Origin of the sequence: Oceanospirillum sp. (assembly GCF_048265165.1) — a bacterium.
Taxonomy (GTDB): domain Bacteria; phylum Pseudomonadota; class Gammaproteobacteria; order Pseudomonadales; family Halomonadaceae; genus Oceanospirillum.
The window spans coordinates 1-17,172 of the sequence record NZ_JBLXCD010000009.1 but is presented as its reverse complement, the minus strand read 5'-3'; the positions used below and the strand labels follow the sequence as shown (position 1 = coordinate 17,172).

Below are 17,172 nucleotides of genomic sequence, written 5' to 3'. Positions count from 1 at the left end.
TATTATGAGCCGGGATTTTGCTCAAAAATCGTCAAGACGGGGTGGTGCTTCTCCTCGACAGGAGGAGGAAACTGCTCCGGCTCGCCGTGAGTTACCGCCATGGAGCTGGTTGATTTTTGGCGTGGTGCTGGGTTTTGGATTATCGGAGTGGCTGGATGAAGATCCAGTTGCTCCTGCGCCCCGTATGGCGGCTGTTCCGGCGGCCCCTGCGGAGAGTACTGCCGAAGAAAATGCGCCTCAGAGTGAAGAGCGGAAGCGCTTTGACTTTTACAATCTGCTACCTCAGCAAGAGGTCGTTACTGATACTGTAGAAGAATATAAATCAACACCACGGGATGCTGAAAATCTGCCTGAGTATATTTTGCAGGTTGGCTCGTTCCGTGCGGTCCCGGATGCTGAGCGACTGAGTACGAAGCTGAAGTCAGATGGTTATCAGGCGATGATATCCAGCATTACCACAGATAGTGGCACCTGGCATCGGGTTCGGATTGGTCCCTTCAAAGACCGGCGCAAACTCAATATGGCGCAGGATGCAATGGCGCGTGATAATATTCAGTCACTATTGATTCGCTTACCACCCCAGTAGTTATCTTATAAAAACTGCGGCATAAATAAGGCTGTTAATTGCTCTGCCAGAGTGGATTGACAGCTTTTTTCATTTGTAGCGCCTTACTTTATTCTCAGTTGACCTGGTTTTAAACTTGAAATTATTCCGCGTTACCACCATCTAAAATGGTTCATTAAGGTGGTGCACCTTTCTCAATAGTTTTTAGGCCGGCCTGCTTTTTTTCGATATCTCCTTTTGTTAGGAAAGGCGGGTCAGCGAGTATTTTTTGATGAGGTGTTAAGCCTTTTCAACTCAATTTGGAGTAACAGATGACAACGATTGTAGCTGTGCGACGTGATAATCAGGTAGTACTGGGCGGTGACGGTCAGGTTTCTCTGGGTAATACCGTAATGAAAGGCAATGCGCGCAAAGTACGTCGTCTGTACCGTAACCAGGTGTTGGCGGGTTTTGCCGGAGGCACTGCAGATGCGTTCACTCTTTTCGAACGCTTTGAAGCACAGCTGGAGAAACACTCCGGACAGCTGACCCGTGCCGCGGTTGAGATGGCGAAAGACTGGCGCACCGACCGTGCTTTGCGACGCCTGGAGGCGATGCTGATTGTGGCTGATCATACAGCGACACTGATTATTTCCGGCACCGGTGATGTGGTTGAACCTGAGCATGGCGTGGTTTCTATTGGCTCTGGGGGTAACTTTGCATTGGCAGCTGGCCGTGCGTTACACGAAAATACTGAGCTGAGTGCTCAGGAGATTGTTGAAAAGAGCCTGCAAATGGCGGGTGATATCTGTGTCTTTACCAATCACTCACCCACGATCGAAGAGCTGTCCTGGTAGATTGTTGACAGAGCATTAGGATGAACTCGCCCTGGTGGTAGCCAGTAATATCGGCAAACAGGGCGTCAGAAACTGAATTTTAAAATTAAAAAGAGTAGCTGTTATGTCTCAGATGACACCTCGTGAAATTGTTTCCGAACTTGATCGCTTTATTGTGGGTCAGGCTGATGCTAAGCGTGCTGTGGCGATCGCCCTGCGTAATCGTTGGCGTCGTATGCAGCTGGACCCTGAGCTGCGTGGTGAAGTGACGCCAAAAAATATTCTGATGATCGGTCCTACCGGTGTTGGTAAAACCGAGATTGCCCGTCGTTTGGCTAAGCTGGCGAATGCACCTTTTATCAAGGTTGAAGCGACCAAGTTTACGGAAGTTGGTTATGTTGGACGCGATGTGGAAACCATCATCCGTGACCTGACGGATATGGCGATGAAGATGCTGCGGGAGCAAGAGGTTAAGCGCGTTCGTTTTCGCGCTGAAGAGGCCGCCGAAGAGCGTATTCTTGACGCCTTGCTGCCACCTGCACGTGCTGGGTTTGGTGAAGAGGAGCCTGCACGGGATAGCTCGACTCGTCAGGTGTTCCGCAAGAAACTACGTGAAGGTGATCTGGACGACAAAGAGATCGAGATCGATGTTGCAGCGCCTCAGGTGGGTGTTGAAATTATGGCACCTCCGGGTATGGAGGAGATGACCAGTCAACTTCAGAGCATGTTCTCTAACCTGTCGAATGAGCGTACTAAAACCCGCAAACTGAAGGTGAAAGATGCCTTGCGGCAGGCGACAGATGAGGAAGCTGCCAAGCTGGTCAATGAAGATGAGCTGAAGTCTCAGGTTATTGATGCTGTTGAGCAGAACGGTATCGTCTTTATTGATGAGATTGATAAAGTTGCCAAGCGCGGCGAGTCAGGTGGTGCTGATGTATCCCGGGAAGGGGTTCAGCGTGACCTGCTGCCGATGATTGAAGGCAGTACAGTTTCTACTAAACACGGTATGGTGAAGACAGATCATATCCTGTTTATCGCATCCGGCGCATTCCATCTGAGTAAGCCCTCTGATCTTATCCCTGAGTTACAGGGCCGTTTGCCGATCCGGGTTGAATTAAGCGCCCTGACGCCGGATGATTTTAAACGTATTCTGACTGAACCCAGCGCCGCTCTGACCGTTCAATATCAGGAACTGATGAAAACTGAAGGCCTTGAGATTGAATTTACCGAAGACGGGATCAGCCGTATCGCCGAAATCGCTTACCAGGTGAATGAAGGGACGGAGAATATTGGTGCCCGCCGCTTACACACTGTGATGGAGCGTTTGCTGGAAAGCATCTCTTATGAGGCTGCTGATATTCAGGAAAAAGTTGTCATCGATAAGGATTACGTGAACAAACAGCTGAACGACCTAGCAACGGATGAGGACTTGAGTCGTTTTATTCTATAAGACCTGAACTCTGATGGTTAAGCCGGTTGTTTTCAGCCGGCTTTTTTGTTTGTAGTCTGAGATTTTTCGTTTTGATCTGATGAAGCCATAGGCTAACCGATTGAGGATATAACGATGAGCAGTAACACGACATCTGTACCTGGCAATATTAACTATCGAAAATCGACAAACATTCTTGAACTCAGTTATGCCGATGGTACTAGACTTGAGCTGGAGGCTGAGCTTTTGCGGGTTTACTCTCCGTCAGCCGAGGTGCGCGGGCATGGTGCAGGTCAGGAAACACTGCAGACAGGTAAAAAAGATGTGCGTATTCTGGATATTCAGCCATCCGGTAGTTACGCCATCAAGATCTGTTTTGATGATGGCCATGATTCCGGTCTGTATGCCTGGGAGTACCTCTATGAGTTGGGGTTGCATAAAGACGCGTTCTGGAAGGACTATCTGCGCCGTATCGAAGAAGCTGGAGCCAGTCGTGAGCCTTCACTGATCTCCATCAGACAACTATAAGGTTGGACTGTTAGCGTACGGGATCCGGTGGTCAGACAAAGACAAACCTGTCAGACCGGTTTACAATGTCGCCAATTTTGAAAGCAAAGGTTGTGTCATGTCCGAGTCAGAAAAGGAAAATCAAACCACCCACTTCGGTTATCAGCAAGTGGGTGTTGAAGAGAAAGCAGGCAAGGTTGCTGAGGTATTTCACTCAGTTGCTGCTAAATATGATCTGATGAATGACTTAATGTCCATGGGAATCCATCGCCTCTGGAAACGCATGACCATTGAGATGAGTGGTGTGCGTCAGGGAAATGCTGTTCTGGACATTGCCGGTGGTACCGGAGATCTGACCCTGAAGTTCTCGCGTTTGGTGGGTAAAGATGGCCGCGTTGTTTTGGCTGATATTAACGACTCTATGCTGAAGGTAGGTCGTGATAAATTGCTGGATAAAGGCTGTAGCGGCAATGTTGAGTTTGTTCAGGCGAATGCTGAGTGTCTGCCGTTTCCGGATAATACCTTTGATTGCATCACCATCGCGTTTGGTCTGAGAAATGTGACTGATAAAGACAAAGCGCTGCGCTCTATGGCGCGTATTCTGAAACCCGGTGGTCGTCTGTTAGTGCTTGAATTCTCCAAACCTACGAATCCTGTTATGAGCAAGGTTTACGATACGTATTCGTTTACTGCCCTACCGTTTATGGGCAAGCTGGTCACAAATGATTCAGAAAGTTACCGGTATCTGGCGGAGTCGATTCGTATGCACCCGGATCAGGAAACGCTGAAAGGCATGATGGAAGATGCCGGGTTGTCACGGGTTGAATACCACAATATGACCAGTGGTGTTGTGGCGCTGCACCGTGGTATTAAACTCTGATATGACTTTCGCACAACCTACCAGAATATTGCTGCACGGGGCTCTTGAAAGCGCCGAGCAGTTGATTAGCCCTCTTCTGAAGCGTGATGCGACAGCTCGCTCTCAGCTGGGAATGATGGCTGGTAAAGTGATTCGGGTGCGCTGTATCCAGCCTGAGATGGCCGTACTGATCTGGCCATCAGAGCAAGGCGTGTCTTTTGAGTTGGATAATGCTGCCGATGCTGAATTGTCTGGTTCAGACCTGAAGGTTGATGCTGAAGTGGAAGGTCGTCTGAGCGACTTTGTCCGCTTTATGTTGGCGGGTGATCGTCGAGAAACGTTATTGTTTGAAGGCGCATTAACGCTGCGTGGTAATACCGGATTGGTGCGCAAGCTACAACAGGTAGTCTCAACTCTGGATCTGGATCTGGCTTCATTTAGTGAAAAGCTGATTGGTGTGGTACCGACTGCTGTATTGTCTGCACCTTTCACTGGCTTTGCCCGCTGGTGTCCTGCTTTGAGTAGAACTGCGATGCAGGACTGGCAGGAATACCTGCAGTATGAGCTGGCGCTATTACCTGCAGCAGCTGAGCTGAAAGGCTACAGTGACGGTGTGCTGAATGCACGCCGTAGCATGGATCGTCTTAATGCCCGTGTTGAGCGCCTGAAGCAACAGGTTCAGGCTTTGTCCGGTGATCAGCTCAAGCCTCACCTCCCGTCAGAATCTCATACATAAACCGGAGTCACCGTGTCCCGTCTGCTTCGTCTGTTTAAAATTGTTTTTGTCTTCAGTCGTTACCGCTTAGACAGCCTGATTCCAGAAGAGCGCTTGCCCTGGTTCTTAGTCCTCCTGCTACGCCTTAACCCGATGCGGCTTTTGCCGGTGGGTAAGAAAAGCCGTGGTGAGCGCTTGCGCTTAGCTCTAGAGGAACTGGGGCCTATTTTTATCAAGTTTGGTCAGATGCTCTCTACTCGGCGGGATCTGCTGCCGGATGATGTGGCGGATGAACTGAAAAAGCTACAGGATCAGGTGCCTCCTTTTGCCAGCAGTGTGGCTGTAAAAGAGATCGAGACCTCTCTTGGGCAATCAGTTGATGAACTTTTCAGAACCTTCGAGCGCGAGCCGATGGCCTCTGCCTCCATGGCTCAGGTACATGCTGCTGAGATGAATACAGGCGAACGGGTTGTGGTGAAAGTGATTCGCCCTGGCATTCGCCGTATTCTGAAGAAAGACATCAAACTGCTTTATACTCTGGCTTACAGTCTGAATTATTGGGTGCCGGATGCGCGCCGGTTACATCCGGTTGCCATTGTTAAAGATTACGAGTCCACACTGTTTGATGAGTTGGACCTGCAGAAAGAGGCTGCGAATACCTCCCAGCTACGCCGAAACTTTGAAGGTTCTCCAGCGCTTTATGTACCACAGGTTTATTGGGAGCTGACCCGTAAAAATGTGATGGTTCAGGAGCGGATTTACGGCATTCCGGTGGCAGAGGTTGATGCACTGATTGCCAATGGCACCGACATGAAAAAGTTAGCGGAGCGGGGTGTTGAGGTTTTCTTTACCCAGGTATTCCGGGATAACTTCTTTCATGCGGATATGCATCCCGGCAATATTTTTATCTCGGATAAGACGCCCCGTGATCCACAATATATTGGCATTGATTGCGGTATTGTTGGTAGCCTTTCAGAAGAAGATCAGCATTATCTGGCCCGTAATCTGTTGGCTTTTTTCCGTCAGGACTATTACGAAGTAGCGCGCCTGCATATCGAATCCGGCTGGGTGGGTGAAGGAACCCGGGTCAATGAGTTTGCCACAGCAATCCGGGCGGTGTGTGAACCCATCTTTGAGAAACCTCTGAAAGAGATCTCTTTTGGTCAGGTGCTTTTGGGTTTGTTTCAGACAGCCCGTCGTTTCAATATGGAGGTGCAGCCACAGTTGGTGCTGCTGCAGAAGACATTACTCAATATTGAAGGGCTAGGGCGTCAGCTTTATCCGGATCTGGATCTTTGGAGTACAGCGAAGCCCTATCTGGAAAACTGGATGAAGGAAAGGATGGGGCCAAAAGGTGTCTGGAAAAACATCCGTACCCAGTTCCCGGACTGGATGGAGCAGGCACCTGAGTTGCCAAATATGATCTATGGTGCGTTGGATCAGGTGCGTAAAACTGAGGAGCGTCAGCTCAGGCAGGAAGCCTTGCTTCAGGAGCTGGTCGACAGCTCTAAAACCCGAAGCAGAAAGAAATCATCTTCGCTGGGCTGGCTGTTACTGATTTCTGGTGTTTTTGTTGCCAGCGATGGCTTGCCCTGGCTGCAACAGCTTCCTGTGGGCGCTCAAGTGTTGATGTTGCTGGGAGTTTTCTTTCTGGTGCGCCGATAAAGGCAGACAGGACAGGCGAATACATTATTTTTTAGGCATGGTGCGTGGTTAAAAATTCTATTATGCTTGAGCGTCGCTTGGGGTAATTGAATGACTGGTAACAACTGTTTATAAAACAGATATTTAGGGCGCTATAATTAAATTTGGTGCAGCATGTCAGGCTGCATTCTGACAAAAAAATTACAGAATAAGGCTGAATCTGATGAGTGATGTACTGCAACAATTAGGTGATATTCTAGCGGAGCGTCGTGATGCTGATCCGGATACCTCTTATGTTGCACAGCTCCATCATAAAGGTCTGAATAAAATTCTGGAGAAGGTTGGCGAAGAGGCTACAGAAGCCATTATCGCGGCAAAAGACGCTGAGCGCTCTGGTGATGTAAGTGACGTCGTTTATGAAACAGCGGATCTGTGGTTCCACAGCCTAGTTGCATTGTCCCATCTGGGGCAGTCGCCACAGGCTGTTATTGATGAGCTGGCGCGCCGGTTTGGTATGTCAGGTATTGAAGAGAAAGCATCCCGCCAGAAGTAATCTGCTTCTGACGTTTCCGCATCTGAATAATAGGGCCGGAGACAGCAGGAAAGAAACAAGAATAAACACTGGTTTCAGTGGCTAACACTCCGAGTGTTAGTTTTGAACTTACGGGAGTAAACATTATGTTAGGTGGTATCAGCATTTGGCAGTTACTGATTGTTTTGGGCATCATTATTCTGATTTTTGGAACTAAGAAACTGCGCAATGTCGGTAGTGATCTGGGCGGTGCCGTTAAGGGTTTCAAAGAAGCGGTTAACAACCCTGATAAAGACGCTGAAAATAAAGAAGATCAGGCTTCAATCGAGAAGAAAGAAGCGGATCAGGTGATCGACAGCACTGCTGAAAAAACAGAACAGAAAAAGTAACTGGGTGAGCCCCGCACATGTTTGATATTGGTTTTTTTGAACTTATCGTCATCGGTATTCTGGCACTGTTAGTGCTGGGCCCGGAGCGTTTGCCAAAGGCTGCCCGCACAGCGGGTATGTGGATTGGCCGTATCAAGCAGGGGCTTAGCTCAATTCAGCAGGAGGTGAATCAGCAGCTGCACATGGAAGAGATGCAGAAACAGCTGGAAGAGAATCGCCGCAAGCTGGAAGAAACACTGCGTAAGCAGGAGCAGACCATTACCGATAGTACCGGCCCGCAACCTGCCTCATCCGGGGAGCCTGTTGACTCCGGTCAGTCTGCTGCCGACACAGAAACACCGACGGTTCAGGTTCGTCCTGAGGATGAAGGCCCGTTTGGATCAACGCCGGTTTCACCTGAACCCTCTGCAGAGCCTTCTGATAAATCTGCTGCTTCTAATCAAAAAGGCTAGTTATGACTCAAAACGAATCACCGCAGCTTCCGCCGGTCATTCCAGAAGAAGGCAAGCATGCCCCTTTAATTGAACATCTGATCGAGCTTAGAGGGAAGCTTTTGCGCTCGGTGGTTGTGATTCTGGTAGCGTTTTTAGCCTTATACCCATTTTCTAATGAACTTTACCTGATCGTTTCTGAGCCTTTGCGCGCGCTGTTACCGCCGGGAACCCAGATGATTGCAACAGAAGTGGCATCCCCATTTCTGGCGCCTTTTAAACTGACACTGGTGACAGCGCTGTTTGCTGCGATCCCCTATGTGCTTTATCAGGTTTGGAGTTTTATCGCTCCAGGCCTTTATAAGCATGAGAAAAAAATTGCGATGCCGCTTCTCGCATCCAGTGTTGTGCTTTTCTATTCCGGTGCTGTTTTTGCTTACTATGTGGTTTTCCCGCTAATCTTTGCCTTTTTCACATCCGCTGGCCCCACCGATATTGCGGTAATGACGGATATTAACTCTTATCTGAATTTTGTTCTGAAGCTATTTTTCGCTTTCGGTGTGGCATTTGAGATTCCCGTGGCCACTTTTATCTTAGTCTGGACGGGTATTACAACAGTTGAATCCCTTGCACAAAAGCGCCCTTATGTTGTGATCTTCTGCTTTGTGATCGGTATGTTGCTGACTCCGCCTGATGTTATCTCTCAGACGTTGTTAGCTTTGCCTATGTGGTTGCTGTTTGAACTGGGAATCATGATGTCCCGACTGGTGAGGCGCTCTGCTGAAAAAGCGGAAGCAGCCACCGATGAGGCTTCGGGCAAAAAACCGGAGTAAGCGGTTTTTTGTTCGGGGTAATAACCCTTCAAAATGTAAGATTAAAGACTTGTTGCTGTAAGATATTTCTTATAGCTTTCCTCTCTTGTTTCAGATCAAGTAAATCTCTCCCTATCTGGTCTTAAATAGACCCCTGCGGCAGTTACCTGTTTTTGAGTGGCTCTCTTTTGCATGGCTGCGTTTTATAACTATTAGCAGCATCACAGCTTCAAACCGGTAAGCCGTTTAGTGGCGTGCCGGTCCTCTCCATTTGATAATAAGGATATTTTGATCATGGTTGATCAGAGTAAAATCCTCTACGAAGATGATGATCATCAGGTGATCTGGTTTGGCTGGGAAGATCATGAACATGAATCTCTCGTACAATCTAATCAGTTACTGATCATTAATGCCGACAATGCCTATCTGTTCGATCCTGGTGGGGCTTTTATTTTTTCTGATGTTGCTGCAGAGGTGAATAAATACGTCCCTCTGAGTCAGATTCGCTATATTCTGGCAACTCACCAGGACCCGGATGTCCTGTCATCAATTACCCTCTGGCTGAAAGCGACTAATGCCAGACTTCTGGTTTCCCGTCTTTGGATTCGCTTTGTATCTCATTTTGGCTTTAGCGATAACTCGCGCCTTGTTGCTATTGAAGATAGCGGTATGCAGATCCGCCTGCTGGACGATGAATATATTAAGCTTCTGCCCGCTCATTTCTTGCACAGTGAGGGGAATTTCTGTTTCTACGATACACGCTCAAAGACTCTTTTCTCTGGTGATATTGGCGCTGCCGTTTTTCCTACGGGCGAGCGCTACCTGGAAGTTGAGGATTGGGATACTCATCTGAAATATATGGAAGGTTTTCATAAGCGCTATATGGGAAACAATGCTGCGACTCGCCGTTGGGTGGCCAGCGTCCGTGACCTGGATATTGACCGGATTGTTCCTCAGCATGGTGCGATTATTCCTAAAGAGCATATTACGCAGTTTTTTGACTGGTTGGAGCAACTTGAGTGTGGCACCGACCTGATCGATCAGATCTATGATAATGCACTGTCGTGATAGACATTTCTGTGTAAAACAATAAGAAAGAGGTGTGCGATGTCTGAACAGATTACCCGGTTAGACGAGAGTAAAATCCTGTTTGAGGATGATGAACATCAGGTGGTTTGGTTTGGTTGGGAGGAGCAGGAAGGCGCTGATTCTTTTGTGCAAACCAATCAATGCCTGGTGGTAAACAACGACAAGGGATATTTCTTTGACCCGGGTGGCACCTATGTTTTTCATCATGTACTGGAGAACATTATGCGGGTTATTAACCCGCGTCAAATCCGCTACCTTTTTGCGACGCACCAGGACCCGGATGTGTGTTCTTCAATTCCATATTGGATGAAAACAACCGATGCAGATCTGCTGATCTCCCGGTTGTGGCTGCACTTTGTGTCTCACTTTGGAATGGAAGATGTTGAGCGTGTTGTTGCTGTGCCGGATGGTGGTGGCCGCATCAGTCTCGATACAGGGGACTACATTGCCATGGTCCCTGCTCATTTTTTGCACAGTGAAGGCAACTTCAGTATTTACGACAGCCGGTCCAAAATTCTCTTCTCTGGTGATATCGGGGCAGCTATCTTCCCTCCCGGTAAGCGTACGATGTTTGTTGAAGACTTCGATGCACATCTGCCTTATATGGAAGGCTTTCATAAGCGTTACATGCACAGTAATAAAGTATGTGCCCGCTGGGTTGAGCAGATAAGGCAGATGGATATCAAAATGATTGTTCCTCAGCATGGCTCTATTTTCCCGGAAGAACAGATTGAACGCTTTCTTGACTGGTTCAGTGAGCTGCGTTGTGGCGGTGATTACATTGAGCAGATCTACAAGGATGAACGCTTTTAGTGGCCTCTAGGCCCGTTAGGAAGTAAGTCTATGATCATGAAGGATTTTGAGCTTAGCTCAATCTCAGCAGATGAGCTTGTAGTCAATCAGCCTGTTCCCTGGCCGGTTTACGATGAGTTTGGCAAGCTGTTGATGGCCAAAGGTTCTGTGATTCGAACTGAGCGGCAGCGCGATATCCTGATGCGGGTAGGATTATATGCCCGTGAAATCGATGATGATGACGAGAAGAACGAAACTCTTAAACCGGTGACTTTCAATCGCCAGGTTAACCCTTTTGCAGAGTTTGATGATCTTTGTTTACGCCTGTCAGAGTTATTTCAGTATATCGAGAAAAAAGAGAATCCGCCTGAGGATGCTGTTTATAAGCGTACGATGGGTATTGTGACCTATCTTCAAGGCTTGGTGGCTTATGATGCAGACGCAATGATTGGGGCTGTACACCTGATGGATAGCTTTCCTTACCATATTCTGCATCCTGTCCAGAGTGCTATTCTGTGTGAAGTTATCGCACTCCGGCTGGAGATTGAGCAGGAGAAGAAGCTTTCTATGCTGGCGGCGGCACTTACCGGTAATATCGCAATGAATGCTTATCAGGTGAGATTGCATCAGCAGCGTAAACCACTGACAGAGCAGCAGCGGGAGGTTATTGAGAAGCACCCTGAGGTTAGCGCTGTCATGCTTGGCTCTGCTGGAGTACAGGATGATTACTGGCTAAAGCTAGTGAAGTCTCATCACGAGCGACCGGACGGAAGTGGTTATCCACGGGGGTTGAAGGCGGATGTACTACCGGTTGAGGCTAAAATTATTGCTTTATCGGATGTTTATTGCGCCATGGTGACCCCACGGCCATATCGTGAGCCGGTCTCCTATAAAGCAACACTCAGGGAGCTTTTTGTTCAACGGGGGCAGAGTGTTGATGAACGCCTGACAACGATTTTTGTACACGAACTGGGCCTCTATCCTCCTGGTGTTTATGTGAAGTTACAGAATGGCGAGCTGGCCGTGGTCGTTGGCCGTACAAAAAGCCCAAAAGAGCCTTTAGTAGCGAGTGTACGCAAGGCTGACGGCAATGTGTTTCTGAACCCTCGTCGGCGTAATACAGGGATTCGGGAGTTTATGATCCGGGCAACCTGTACCCGGAAGGATCAGGTTGCCGTTAACCCGGCAACCCTGTGGGGGATTCAGGCGCTTCAGGTGAAAAAGCCTCGTATGGTGTGATCAGCACAGGCTGATCACTTTCTCTACCAGAGCTGAGATCCCCTTTTCTGCTTCAGAGATACGTTGTGCTTCCATATAGGCAGGGGTTGTGATGACTTTGTGCTCATGATCCACTACGATTCCGTCTACATTGCAACCGATGTGAATTCCACCCATGCTGTCGATCTCGCCTGAAGCGGCAGCATCACGACCTATAGTGCAACTGACGCCCTTACCCAGAATTTTTGGAATTAAAACGGGTGCAATGCAGATCATCCCAATAGGTTTTTTCTGTGAATGGAAACCTCGAATCAGCGCGGCAAAAGGCTCATAGACATCACACTCTCCGCCTTTAAAGGCGAAGTCAGATAAGTTTTTAGCCACGCCAAACCCTCCCGGAACAACGATGGCATCGAATTCATCGGGATCTGCTTCCTGCAAAGGCAACACTTCACCGCGATTGATGCGGCTAGCCTCTGTCAGTACATTACGCGTCTCAACCATCTCCTCTCCGGTGCGATGGTTGACCACATGATGTTGCTCTATATCAGGAGCAAAGCAAGTTACATTTACATTATGACGATCAAGATGCAGTAATGTCAGGGTTGCCTCGAAAATCTCAGCGCCATCAAATACGCCGCAACCGGACAGAATAACGGCAATTTTCTTTTTGTTCATCGCGGACTCCTTCAGATCAGTTTTCTGATCAATGTTATTGGTTTTATAAAACAGGGCTGCAAGAGTTAATGCACTGTGAACTAAGACTGGTGAGTAACCTGTCTCTTTACTTTTTTAGGGGCTGTTTCAGTGCCGGGCCTAACAACCAGACTAGGCTGTTCGTTGGTAATTTCCCAGCATCCGGTTGACCTATTCTCATCTTTTTGTGGCCGTCTTTGGGCTGGGGGACATAACTTGAGAACAGCCGGTCCCATATGCTTAGGTTAAAGCCAAAGTTGCTGTGCATCTCATCACTGTAGACCGAATGATGTACCCGGTGCATGTCGGGGGTGACAACAAAACGACGCAGGATGCGGTCGGCTTTTTCCGGCAGGGCAAGGTTGGCGTGATTAAATAGCGCCATTCCGTTGAGAATAATCTCAAACAAAATAACGGCTGCTGCCGGAGCACCCAATAGAATAATGGCAGTATTTTTGACCATAACAGAGAGAATGATTTCAATTGGATGAAACCTTAATGCTGTGGATAAGTCGTAATCGGCATCGTAATGATGAACCCGGTGTAACCGCCACAGTATAGGTATCCGATGAAAGATGCGGTGCTGCCAGTAAATCAGGGCGTCCAAACAAAAGACAGATATAACGGCTGCCAGTGCGTAGGGCATATTCGCTATATTGAATAAGCCTATATTTTGTTCCTGAGCCCAGTTTGCGACGATTACCGGCAGTAACAATCCGAGTGTCAGTCTGACAATCAGGCTATCCAGAATGACAAGACTAAAATTTGTCAGCCAGCGCTTGGGTTGAGACTGAGATAGCTTGCGTCGGGGGAATAATTTCTGGGCAACCCCGAGGATAAATATCAGGCTTAAAAACACAGTAAAACGAATAGTGGACTCTTCCATCGGGGAACCTTGGGGCAAAATAATAGATGCCGGTAATATTAGTGTGGTTTATCTGATTCAGGGAACTCTGATGTATGATCTGGATCTTAAAAAAGGGTTCCATGATCAGGCTTTAAGTTTGCCCACTTGATTTTATAGCGGCAGAGCGTGACCATTAACCTGATAAGTTAATGACGGACTCTGCTTTTTTGAAATATTTTTGTCATATTGATAATGGATACTTTAAAGAGGCAGGTGATTCTCCTTTTTGGTGGAGTGTAAAGCACAGTGTTTAATCCCAGCCAACGTTTATTTCCGGCAACCCGAATGCGTCGTATGCGGGCCGATGACTTTTCCCGTCGACTCATGCGGGAAAACCGCCTGACTGTTGATGACCTTATCTATCCTGTTTTTGTTTTAGATGGCGAAAACCGCCGGGAAGCTGTTGCCTCCATGCCTGGGGTCGAGCGCCTGAGTCTTGATCTGTTGTTGAAAGAAGCCAAAGAGCTGGTTGCTTTGGGAATTCCTGCAATCGCACTTTTCCCCGTGTTGTCTCCGGATGCTAAAAGTGAGTTTGCTGAAGAAGCCTTTAATGCCGGTGGCCTTGTTCAGCGCACAGTGAAGGCGTTGAAAGATAAGTATCCGGAACTCGGTATCATTACAGATGTTGCTCTGGATCCATACACAATTCACGGTCAGGACGGTATTCTGGATGAGCACGGCTATGTCCTGAATGACAGAACAGTTGAAACTCTGGTTAAACAGGCTTTGTCTCACGCCGAAGCCGGAGCAGATATTGTTGCACCTTCGGATATGATGGATGGTCGTATTGGCTCTATCCGAAGTGTTCTGGAGCAGGAGAATCTGGTGAATACCCGCATTCTTGCTTACGCCGCTAAATATGCCTCTGCCTATTATGGGCCTTTCCGTGATGCGGTTGGCTCGGCGGGCAATTTGGGTGGCGGTAATAAATTCAGCTATCAGATGGACCCAGCCAATTCTGATGAAGCCCTACATGAAGTGGCTCTGGATCTGGCTGAAGGTGCAGATATGGTGATGATTAAACCAGGTATGCCGTATCTGGATATTGTTCATCGTGTAAAAAATGAATTAAAAGTGCCGACCTTTGTTTATCAGGTTAGTGGTGAATATGCGATGCACATGGCGGCATTCCAGAATGGCTGGCTTTCAGAAGAAGTCGTAACTCTGGAGTCCCTTGTGTGTATGAAGCGTGCGGGTGCGGATGGGATTTTGACCTATTTTGCCAAGCGTGCTGCAATTCTTCTGCAAAACTAAGTGAAGCGAGGGTGGGCCGGTGAAAACTAAGGAGAGTATTCCATGGACCAAACGAATGAAACTGTACCACCCTCGACAGAGGATTATTTTGCCCAGGACGGCGCAGGAAGGCCTATTTTGAGAATTAATCGCTCCGATAGTGGTACCCGTGGTAAAACTGCGGGAGAAACCGATAATACTATTAGTCTTGATAGCCCCGAACTTTATATCAACCGGGAGCTTAGTCATCTCCAGTTCAATATTCGGGTGCTGGAGCAGGCTCTGGATACCTCGCATCCTTTATTGAACCGCCTGATGTTTCTTCTGATCTTCAGCAGCAATCTGGATGAGTTTTTTGAAATTCGTGTTGCCGGTCTTAAACGACAGATCGCTTTCAGTCGCGAAAAAAGTGATGCAGATGGTTTGATGCCTCAGGATGTTATCCGCCAGATCAATGACATCTGCCATGAGCAAATTGAGCGTCAGTACAGTATCCTGAACGACAAGCTTATCCCGGCAATGGAAGAAGAGGGTATTCGTTTTCTTCGGCGGGCAGACTGGAATAAAAAACAATCGGCCTGGGTTAAAGACTTTTTCCGTGACCAGATCCAGCCGGTTATCAGTCCAATCGGTCTCGACCCTTCTCATCCATTTCCACGCCTAGTAAATAAAAGTCTTAACTTTATTGTTTCTCTGGAAGGCAAAGATGCTTTTGGTCGAGAAGGTGGTCTGGCAATTATCCCTGCACCCCGTTCACTTCCTCGCCTGATCCGTGTACCTGATGAAATTGATAAAGAAGGCGATAATTTTGTCTTCCTCTCTTCTATGATTCATGCCCACGCAGAAGAACTGTTTCCGGGTATGAAGGTGAAAGGTTGTTATCAGTTCCGCCTGACCCGGAACGCGGATCTGATTGTCGACCCTGAAGAAGTTAGTGATCTGGCCAGCGCGTTAAGAGGGGAGTTACTTTCCCGGCGCTATGGTGATGCTGTTCGGCTCGAAGTGGTGGATAATTGTCCCAAGGAGTTGATTGATGTTCTGCTGCTGCAGTTTGGGTTGACTGAACATGAATTGTACAAGGTTAACGGCCCGGTAAACCTGACCCGCCTGATGGCCGTTATGGGTGAACTGGACCGGCCAAACCTGATGTATCCTCTTTTTACGCCGGGAACCGCCAAACCTTTGCGTAGAGGAAACAGTATTCTGGAAGCGATGCAGCAAAACGATATTTTGCTGCAGCACCCTTTTGAATCCTTTACACCCATTATTGACCTGTTGCGTGAGGCTGCCCGGGACCCTGATGTACTGGCGATCAAACAGACACTCTACCGTACCGGGGCCGACTCGCAGATAGTGGACGCTCTCGTTGATGCGGCCCGCAACAATAAAGAGGTGACGGTTGTTATCGAGCTAAGGGCGCGTTTTGATGAAGCTGACAACCTGCAACTGGCAAGCCGGCTGCAGGAGGCTGGCGCCGTTGTGATCTATGGTGTCGTAGCTTATAAGACCCATGCCAAAATGATGCATATCGTTCGCCGTGAAGGGAACAAAATTCGCCATTATGCTCATCTTGGAACCGGTAACTATCATGCAAAAACAGCTAAGCTCTATACTGATTACAGTATGCTGACCAGTGACCCGGCACTTTGTGATGATGTGCATAAGGTTTTTCTCCAGCTTTCAGGTATGGGTAAAACCCTGAATATGAAGAAGCTGCTGCATGCGCCTTTTACATTGCAGAAAGCGCTGGTGGAGAAAATTGAACGAGAGGCTGAGCTGGCTCAGAAAGGCAAAGGGGGGCGGTTGGTCTTTAAGTGTAACTCTTTGACAGACCCTAAAATGATCAAGGCACTCTATAAGGCGTCCCAGGCAGGGGTGCAGTGTGATCTGATTATTCGTGGCATGTGCTGCTTGCGGCCAGGTATTAATGGCGTTTCAGAGAATATAACAGTTCGCTCTATTGTTGGACGCTTTCTTGAGCATACCCGCGTTTACTATTTTGAGAATGGTGGCGAAGAAGAAGTTTACTGCGCAAGTGCTGACTTAATGGAACGTAATCTCTACAACCGGGTTGAAACCTGCTTCCCCGTTACAGCCAAGAAATTGGCTCAAAGAGTTATCAATGACCTTGAGACGTATCTGCTGGATAATTGCCAGAGCTGGATATTACAAACAGACGGGTCTTATTTATCGGCAGCAGCTAACCGAGAGGAAAGCGCAGAAGAAATCAGCGCACAGGAAACGCTGATTGATGCTTATGCTCAGCGTAGTTAAAGCCAGCTAGCAACAGAGTACACCTTTATAAGCCAGCTTTCTTTTGAAGCTGGCTTTTTTGATGCTGCATTATTTTTGCAGCTGTACCTCTTTAGCCATCGAACTAGAGCTTTAACCTTGCTGAGCCTGTGCACCTAAAGATTTGCAGCCTTATTTTAAATAAAGATCATTTTTTCAATCTTTTTGCGTTTTAGGGGTTGTGCTGCTCCGTTTTGTGCGTATAATTCGCCCTCGTTGTCACGGAGCAAGTCTTCAGGCAACGGTT

18 protein-coding genes are annotated in these 17,172 nt (G+C 48.0%); 16 read left to right on the top strand and 2 right to left on the bottom strand.

Annotation, left to right across the window (positions count from 1 at the left end):
- The first annotated feature begins 4 nt into the window (after nucleotides 1-4).
- The 14 genes from ACN0R8_RS14600 (at nucleotide 5) to ACN0R8_RS14535 (ending at nucleotide 11,818) form a co-directional block, all read left to right on the top strand.
- Nucleotides 5-586, top strand: coding sequence for an SPOR domain-containing protein (locus ACN0R8_RS14600; protein ID WP_417598707.1), 582 nt, complete (start codon nucleotides 5-7; stop codon nucleotides 584-586).
- Between the two features lie 290 nt (nucleotides 587-876).
- On the top strand, nucleotides 877-1,401 hold the full coding sequence (gene hslV, locus ACN0R8_RS14595; RefSeq protein ID WP_078320704.1) for an ATP-dependent protease subunit HslV: 525 nt from the start codon (nucleotides 877-879) through the stop codon (nucleotides 1,399-1,401).
- A gap of 103 nt (nucleotides 1,402-1,504) precedes the next feature.
- Nucleotides 1,505-2,830: an HslU--HslV peptidase ATPase subunit gene (hslU, locus tag ACN0R8_RS14590; protein ID WP_078320705.1), complete on the top strand. Its 1,326-nt coding sequence runs from the start codon at nucleotides 1,505-1,507 to the stop codon at nucleotides 2,828-2,830.
- A 114-nt stretch (nucleotides 2,831-2,944) separates the two neighbouring features.
- Entirely contained in the window at nucleotides 2,945-3,337 is a 393-nt protein-coding gene (locus tag ACN0R8_RS14585) for a gamma-butyrobetaine hydroxylase-like domain-containing protein (protein ID WP_417598704.1), read from the top strand.
- 97 nt (nucleotides 3,338-3,434) lie between these two features.
- On the top strand, nucleotides 3,435-4,196 hold the full coding sequence (gene ubiE / locus ACN0R8_RS14580) for a bifunctional demethylmenaquinone methyltransferase/2-methoxy-6-polyprenyl-1,4-benzoquinol methylase UbiE (RefSeq protein WP_417598702.1): 762 nt from the start codon (nucleotides 3,435-3,437) through the stop codon (nucleotides 4,194-4,196).
- Nucleotide 4,197: 1 nt separating this feature from the next.
- On the top strand, nucleotides 4,198-4,911 hold the full coding sequence (locus tag ACN0R8_RS14575; RefSeq protein ID WP_417598700.1) for an SCP2 sterol-binding domain-containing protein: 714 nt from the start codon (nucleotides 4,198-4,200) through the stop codon (nucleotides 4,909-4,911).
- A gap of 12 nt (nucleotides 4,912-4,923) precedes the next feature.
- Nucleotides 4,924-6,555: a ubiquinone biosynthesis regulatory protein kinase UbiB gene (gene ubiB, locus ACN0R8_RS14570; RefSeq protein ID WP_417598697.1), complete on the top strand. Its 1,632-nt coding sequence runs from the start codon at nucleotides 4,924-4,926 to the stop codon at nucleotides 6,553-6,555.
- A gap of 202 nt (nucleotides 6,556-6,757) precedes the next feature.
- Complete coding sequence (locus tag ACN0R8_RS14565) at nucleotides 6,758-7,087, top strand: phosphoribosyl-ATP diphosphatase (protein ID WP_417598695.1); 330 nt, start codon at nucleotides 6,758-6,760, stop codon at nucleotides 7,085-7,087.
- A gap of 125 nt (nucleotides 7,088-7,212) precedes the next feature.
- Nucleotides 7,213-7,455, top strand: a complete 243-nt coding sequence (tatA, locus tag ACN0R8_RS14560) for a Sec-independent protein translocase subunit TatA (RefSeq protein WP_078320711.1) — start codon at nucleotides 7,213-7,215, stop codon at nucleotides 7,453-7,455.
- 17 nt (nucleotides 7,456-7,472) lie between these two features.
- On the top strand, nucleotides 7,473-7,907 hold the full coding sequence (gene tatB / locus ACN0R8_RS14555; RefSeq protein ID WP_417598693.1) for a Sec-independent protein translocase protein TatB: 435 nt from the start codon (nucleotides 7,473-7,475) through the stop codon (nucleotides 7,905-7,907).
- 2 nt (nucleotides 7,908-7,909) lie between these two features.
- Nucleotides 7,910-8,719: a twin-arginine translocase subunit TatC gene (gene tatC, locus ACN0R8_RS14550; RefSeq protein WP_417598691.1), complete on the top strand. Its 810-nt coding sequence runs from the start codon at nucleotides 7,910-7,912 to the stop codon at nucleotides 8,717-8,719.
- Nucleotides 8,720-8,992: 273 nt separating this feature from the next.
- The gene (locus tag ACN0R8_RS14545; RefSeq protein ID WP_417598689.1) at nucleotides 8,993-9,766 is read left to right on the top strand and encodes an MBL fold metallo-hydrolase; all 774 of its coding nucleotides are present in this window, start codon (nucleotides 8,993-8,995) and stop codon (nucleotides 9,764-9,766) included.
- Between the two features lie 39 nt (nucleotides 9,767-9,805).
- Complete coding sequence (locus ACN0R8_RS14540; protein WP_417598687.1) at nucleotides 9,806-10,600, top strand: MBL fold metallo-hydrolase; 795 nt, start codon at nucleotides 9,806-9,808, stop codon at nucleotides 10,598-10,600.
- Between the two features lie 30 nt (nucleotides 10,601-10,630).
- Nucleotides 10,631-11,818, top strand: coding sequence for an HD-GYP domain-containing protein (locus ACN0R8_RS14535; protein ID WP_417598685.1), 1,188 nt, complete (start codon nucleotides 10,631-10,633; stop codon nucleotides 11,816-11,818).
- Here ACN0R8_RS14535 and elbB read toward each other — a convergent pair whose 3' ends face one another.
- Both elbB and ACN0R8_RS14525 read right to left on the bottom strand, forming a co-directional pair.
- Nucleotides 11,819-12,475 (bottom strand): isoprenoid biosynthesis glyoxalase ElbB, encoded by a 657-nt coding sequence (elbB, locus tag ACN0R8_RS14530; protein ID WP_417598683.1) that lies wholly within the window; start codon nucleotides 12,473-12,475, stop codon nucleotides 11,819-11,821.
- Nucleotides 12,476-12,581: 106 nt separating this feature from the next.
- A complete protein-coding gene (locus tag ACN0R8_RS14525) occupies nucleotides 12,582-13,379 on the bottom strand; it encodes a sterol desaturase family protein (protein WP_417598681.1) in 798 nt (265 codons plus the stop codon).
- Nucleotides 13,380-13,646: 267 nt separating this feature from the next.
- Here ACN0R8_RS14525 and hemB point away from each other — a divergent pair, with 267 nt between their 5' ends.
- Together hemB and ppk1 are read left to right on the top strand one after the other, a co-directional pair.
- A complete protein-coding gene (hemB, locus tag ACN0R8_RS14520; RefSeq protein WP_417598679.1) occupies nucleotides 13,647-14,654 on the top strand; it encodes a porphobilinogen synthase in 1,008 nt (335 codons plus the stop codon).
- A 42-nt stretch (nucleotides 14,655-14,696) separates the two neighbouring features.
- Nucleotides 14,697-16,907, top strand: coding sequence for a polyphosphate kinase 1 (gene ppk1 / locus ACN0R8_RS14515; protein ID WP_417598677.1), 2,211 nt, complete (start codon nucleotides 14,697-14,699; stop codon nucleotides 16,905-16,907).
- The last annotated feature ends 265 nt before the right edge of the window (nucleotides 16,908-17,172 follow it).

Excerpts from the sequence above, each read along its gene's own strand:
- elbB (WP_417598683.1), bottom strand. The coding sequence starts at position 12,475 with ATGAACAAAAAGAAAATTGCCGTTATTCTGTCCGGTTGCGGCGTATTT.
- ppk1 (WP_417598677.1), top strand. The coding sequence starts at position 14,697 with ATGGACCAAACGAATGAAACTGTACCACCCTCGACAGAGGATTATTTT.
- ACN0R8_RS14565 (WP_417598695.1), top strand. The coding sequence starts at position 6,758 with ATGAGTGATGTACTGCAACAATTAGGTGATATTCTAGCGGAGCGTCGT.
- ACN0R8_RS14545 (WP_417598689.1), top strand. The coding sequence starts at position 8,993 with ATGGTTGATCAGAGTAAAATCCTCTACGAAGATGATGATCATCAGGTG.
- ACN0R8_RS14525 (WP_417598681.1), bottom strand. The coding sequence starts at position 13,379 with ATGGAAGAGTCCACTATTCGTTTTACTGTGTTTTTAAGCCTGATATTT.
- tatB (WP_417598693.1), top strand. The coding sequence starts at position 7,473 with ATGTTTGATATTGGTTTTTTTGAACTTATCGTCATCGGTATTCTGGCA.
- tatA (WP_078320711.1), top strand. The coding sequence starts at position 7,213 with ATGTTAGGTGGTATCAGCATTTGGCAGTTACTGATTGTTTTGGGCATC.
- ubiE (WP_417598702.1), top strand. The coding sequence starts at position 3,435 with ATGTCCGAGTCAGAAAAGGAAAATCAAACCACCCACTTCGGTTATCAG.
- ACN0R8_RS14600 (WP_417598707.1), top strand. The coding sequence starts at position 5 with ATGAGCCGGGATTTTGCTCAAAAATCGTCAAGACGGGGTGGTGCTTCT.
- ACN0R8_RS14585 (WP_417598704.1), top strand. The coding sequence starts at position 2,945 with ATGAGCAGTAACACGACATCTGTACCTGGCAATATTAACTATCGAAAA.
- tatC (WP_417598691.1), top strand. The coding sequence starts at position 7,910 with ATGACTCAAAACGAATCACCGCAGCTTCCGCCGGTCATTCCAGAAGAA.
- ACN0R8_RS14540 (WP_417598687.1), top strand. The coding sequence starts at position 9,806 with ATGTCTGAACAGATTACCCGGTTAGACGAGAGTAAAATCCTGTTTGAG.
- hslV (WP_078320704.1), top strand. The coding sequence starts at position 877 with ATGACAACGATTGTAGCTGTGCGACGTGATAATCAGGTAGTACTGGGC.
- ACN0R8_RS14575 (WP_417598700.1), top strand. The coding sequence starts at position 4,198 with ATGACTTTCGCACAACCTACCAGAATATTGCTGCACGGGGCTCTTGAA.
- hslU (WP_078320705.1), top strand. The coding sequence starts at position 1,505 with ATGTCTCAGATGACACCTCGTGAAATTGTTTCCGAACTTGATCGCTTT.
- ACN0R8_RS14535 (WP_417598685.1), top strand. The coding sequence starts at position 10,631 with ATGATCATGAAGGATTTTGAGCTTAGCTCAATCTCAGCAGATGAGCTT.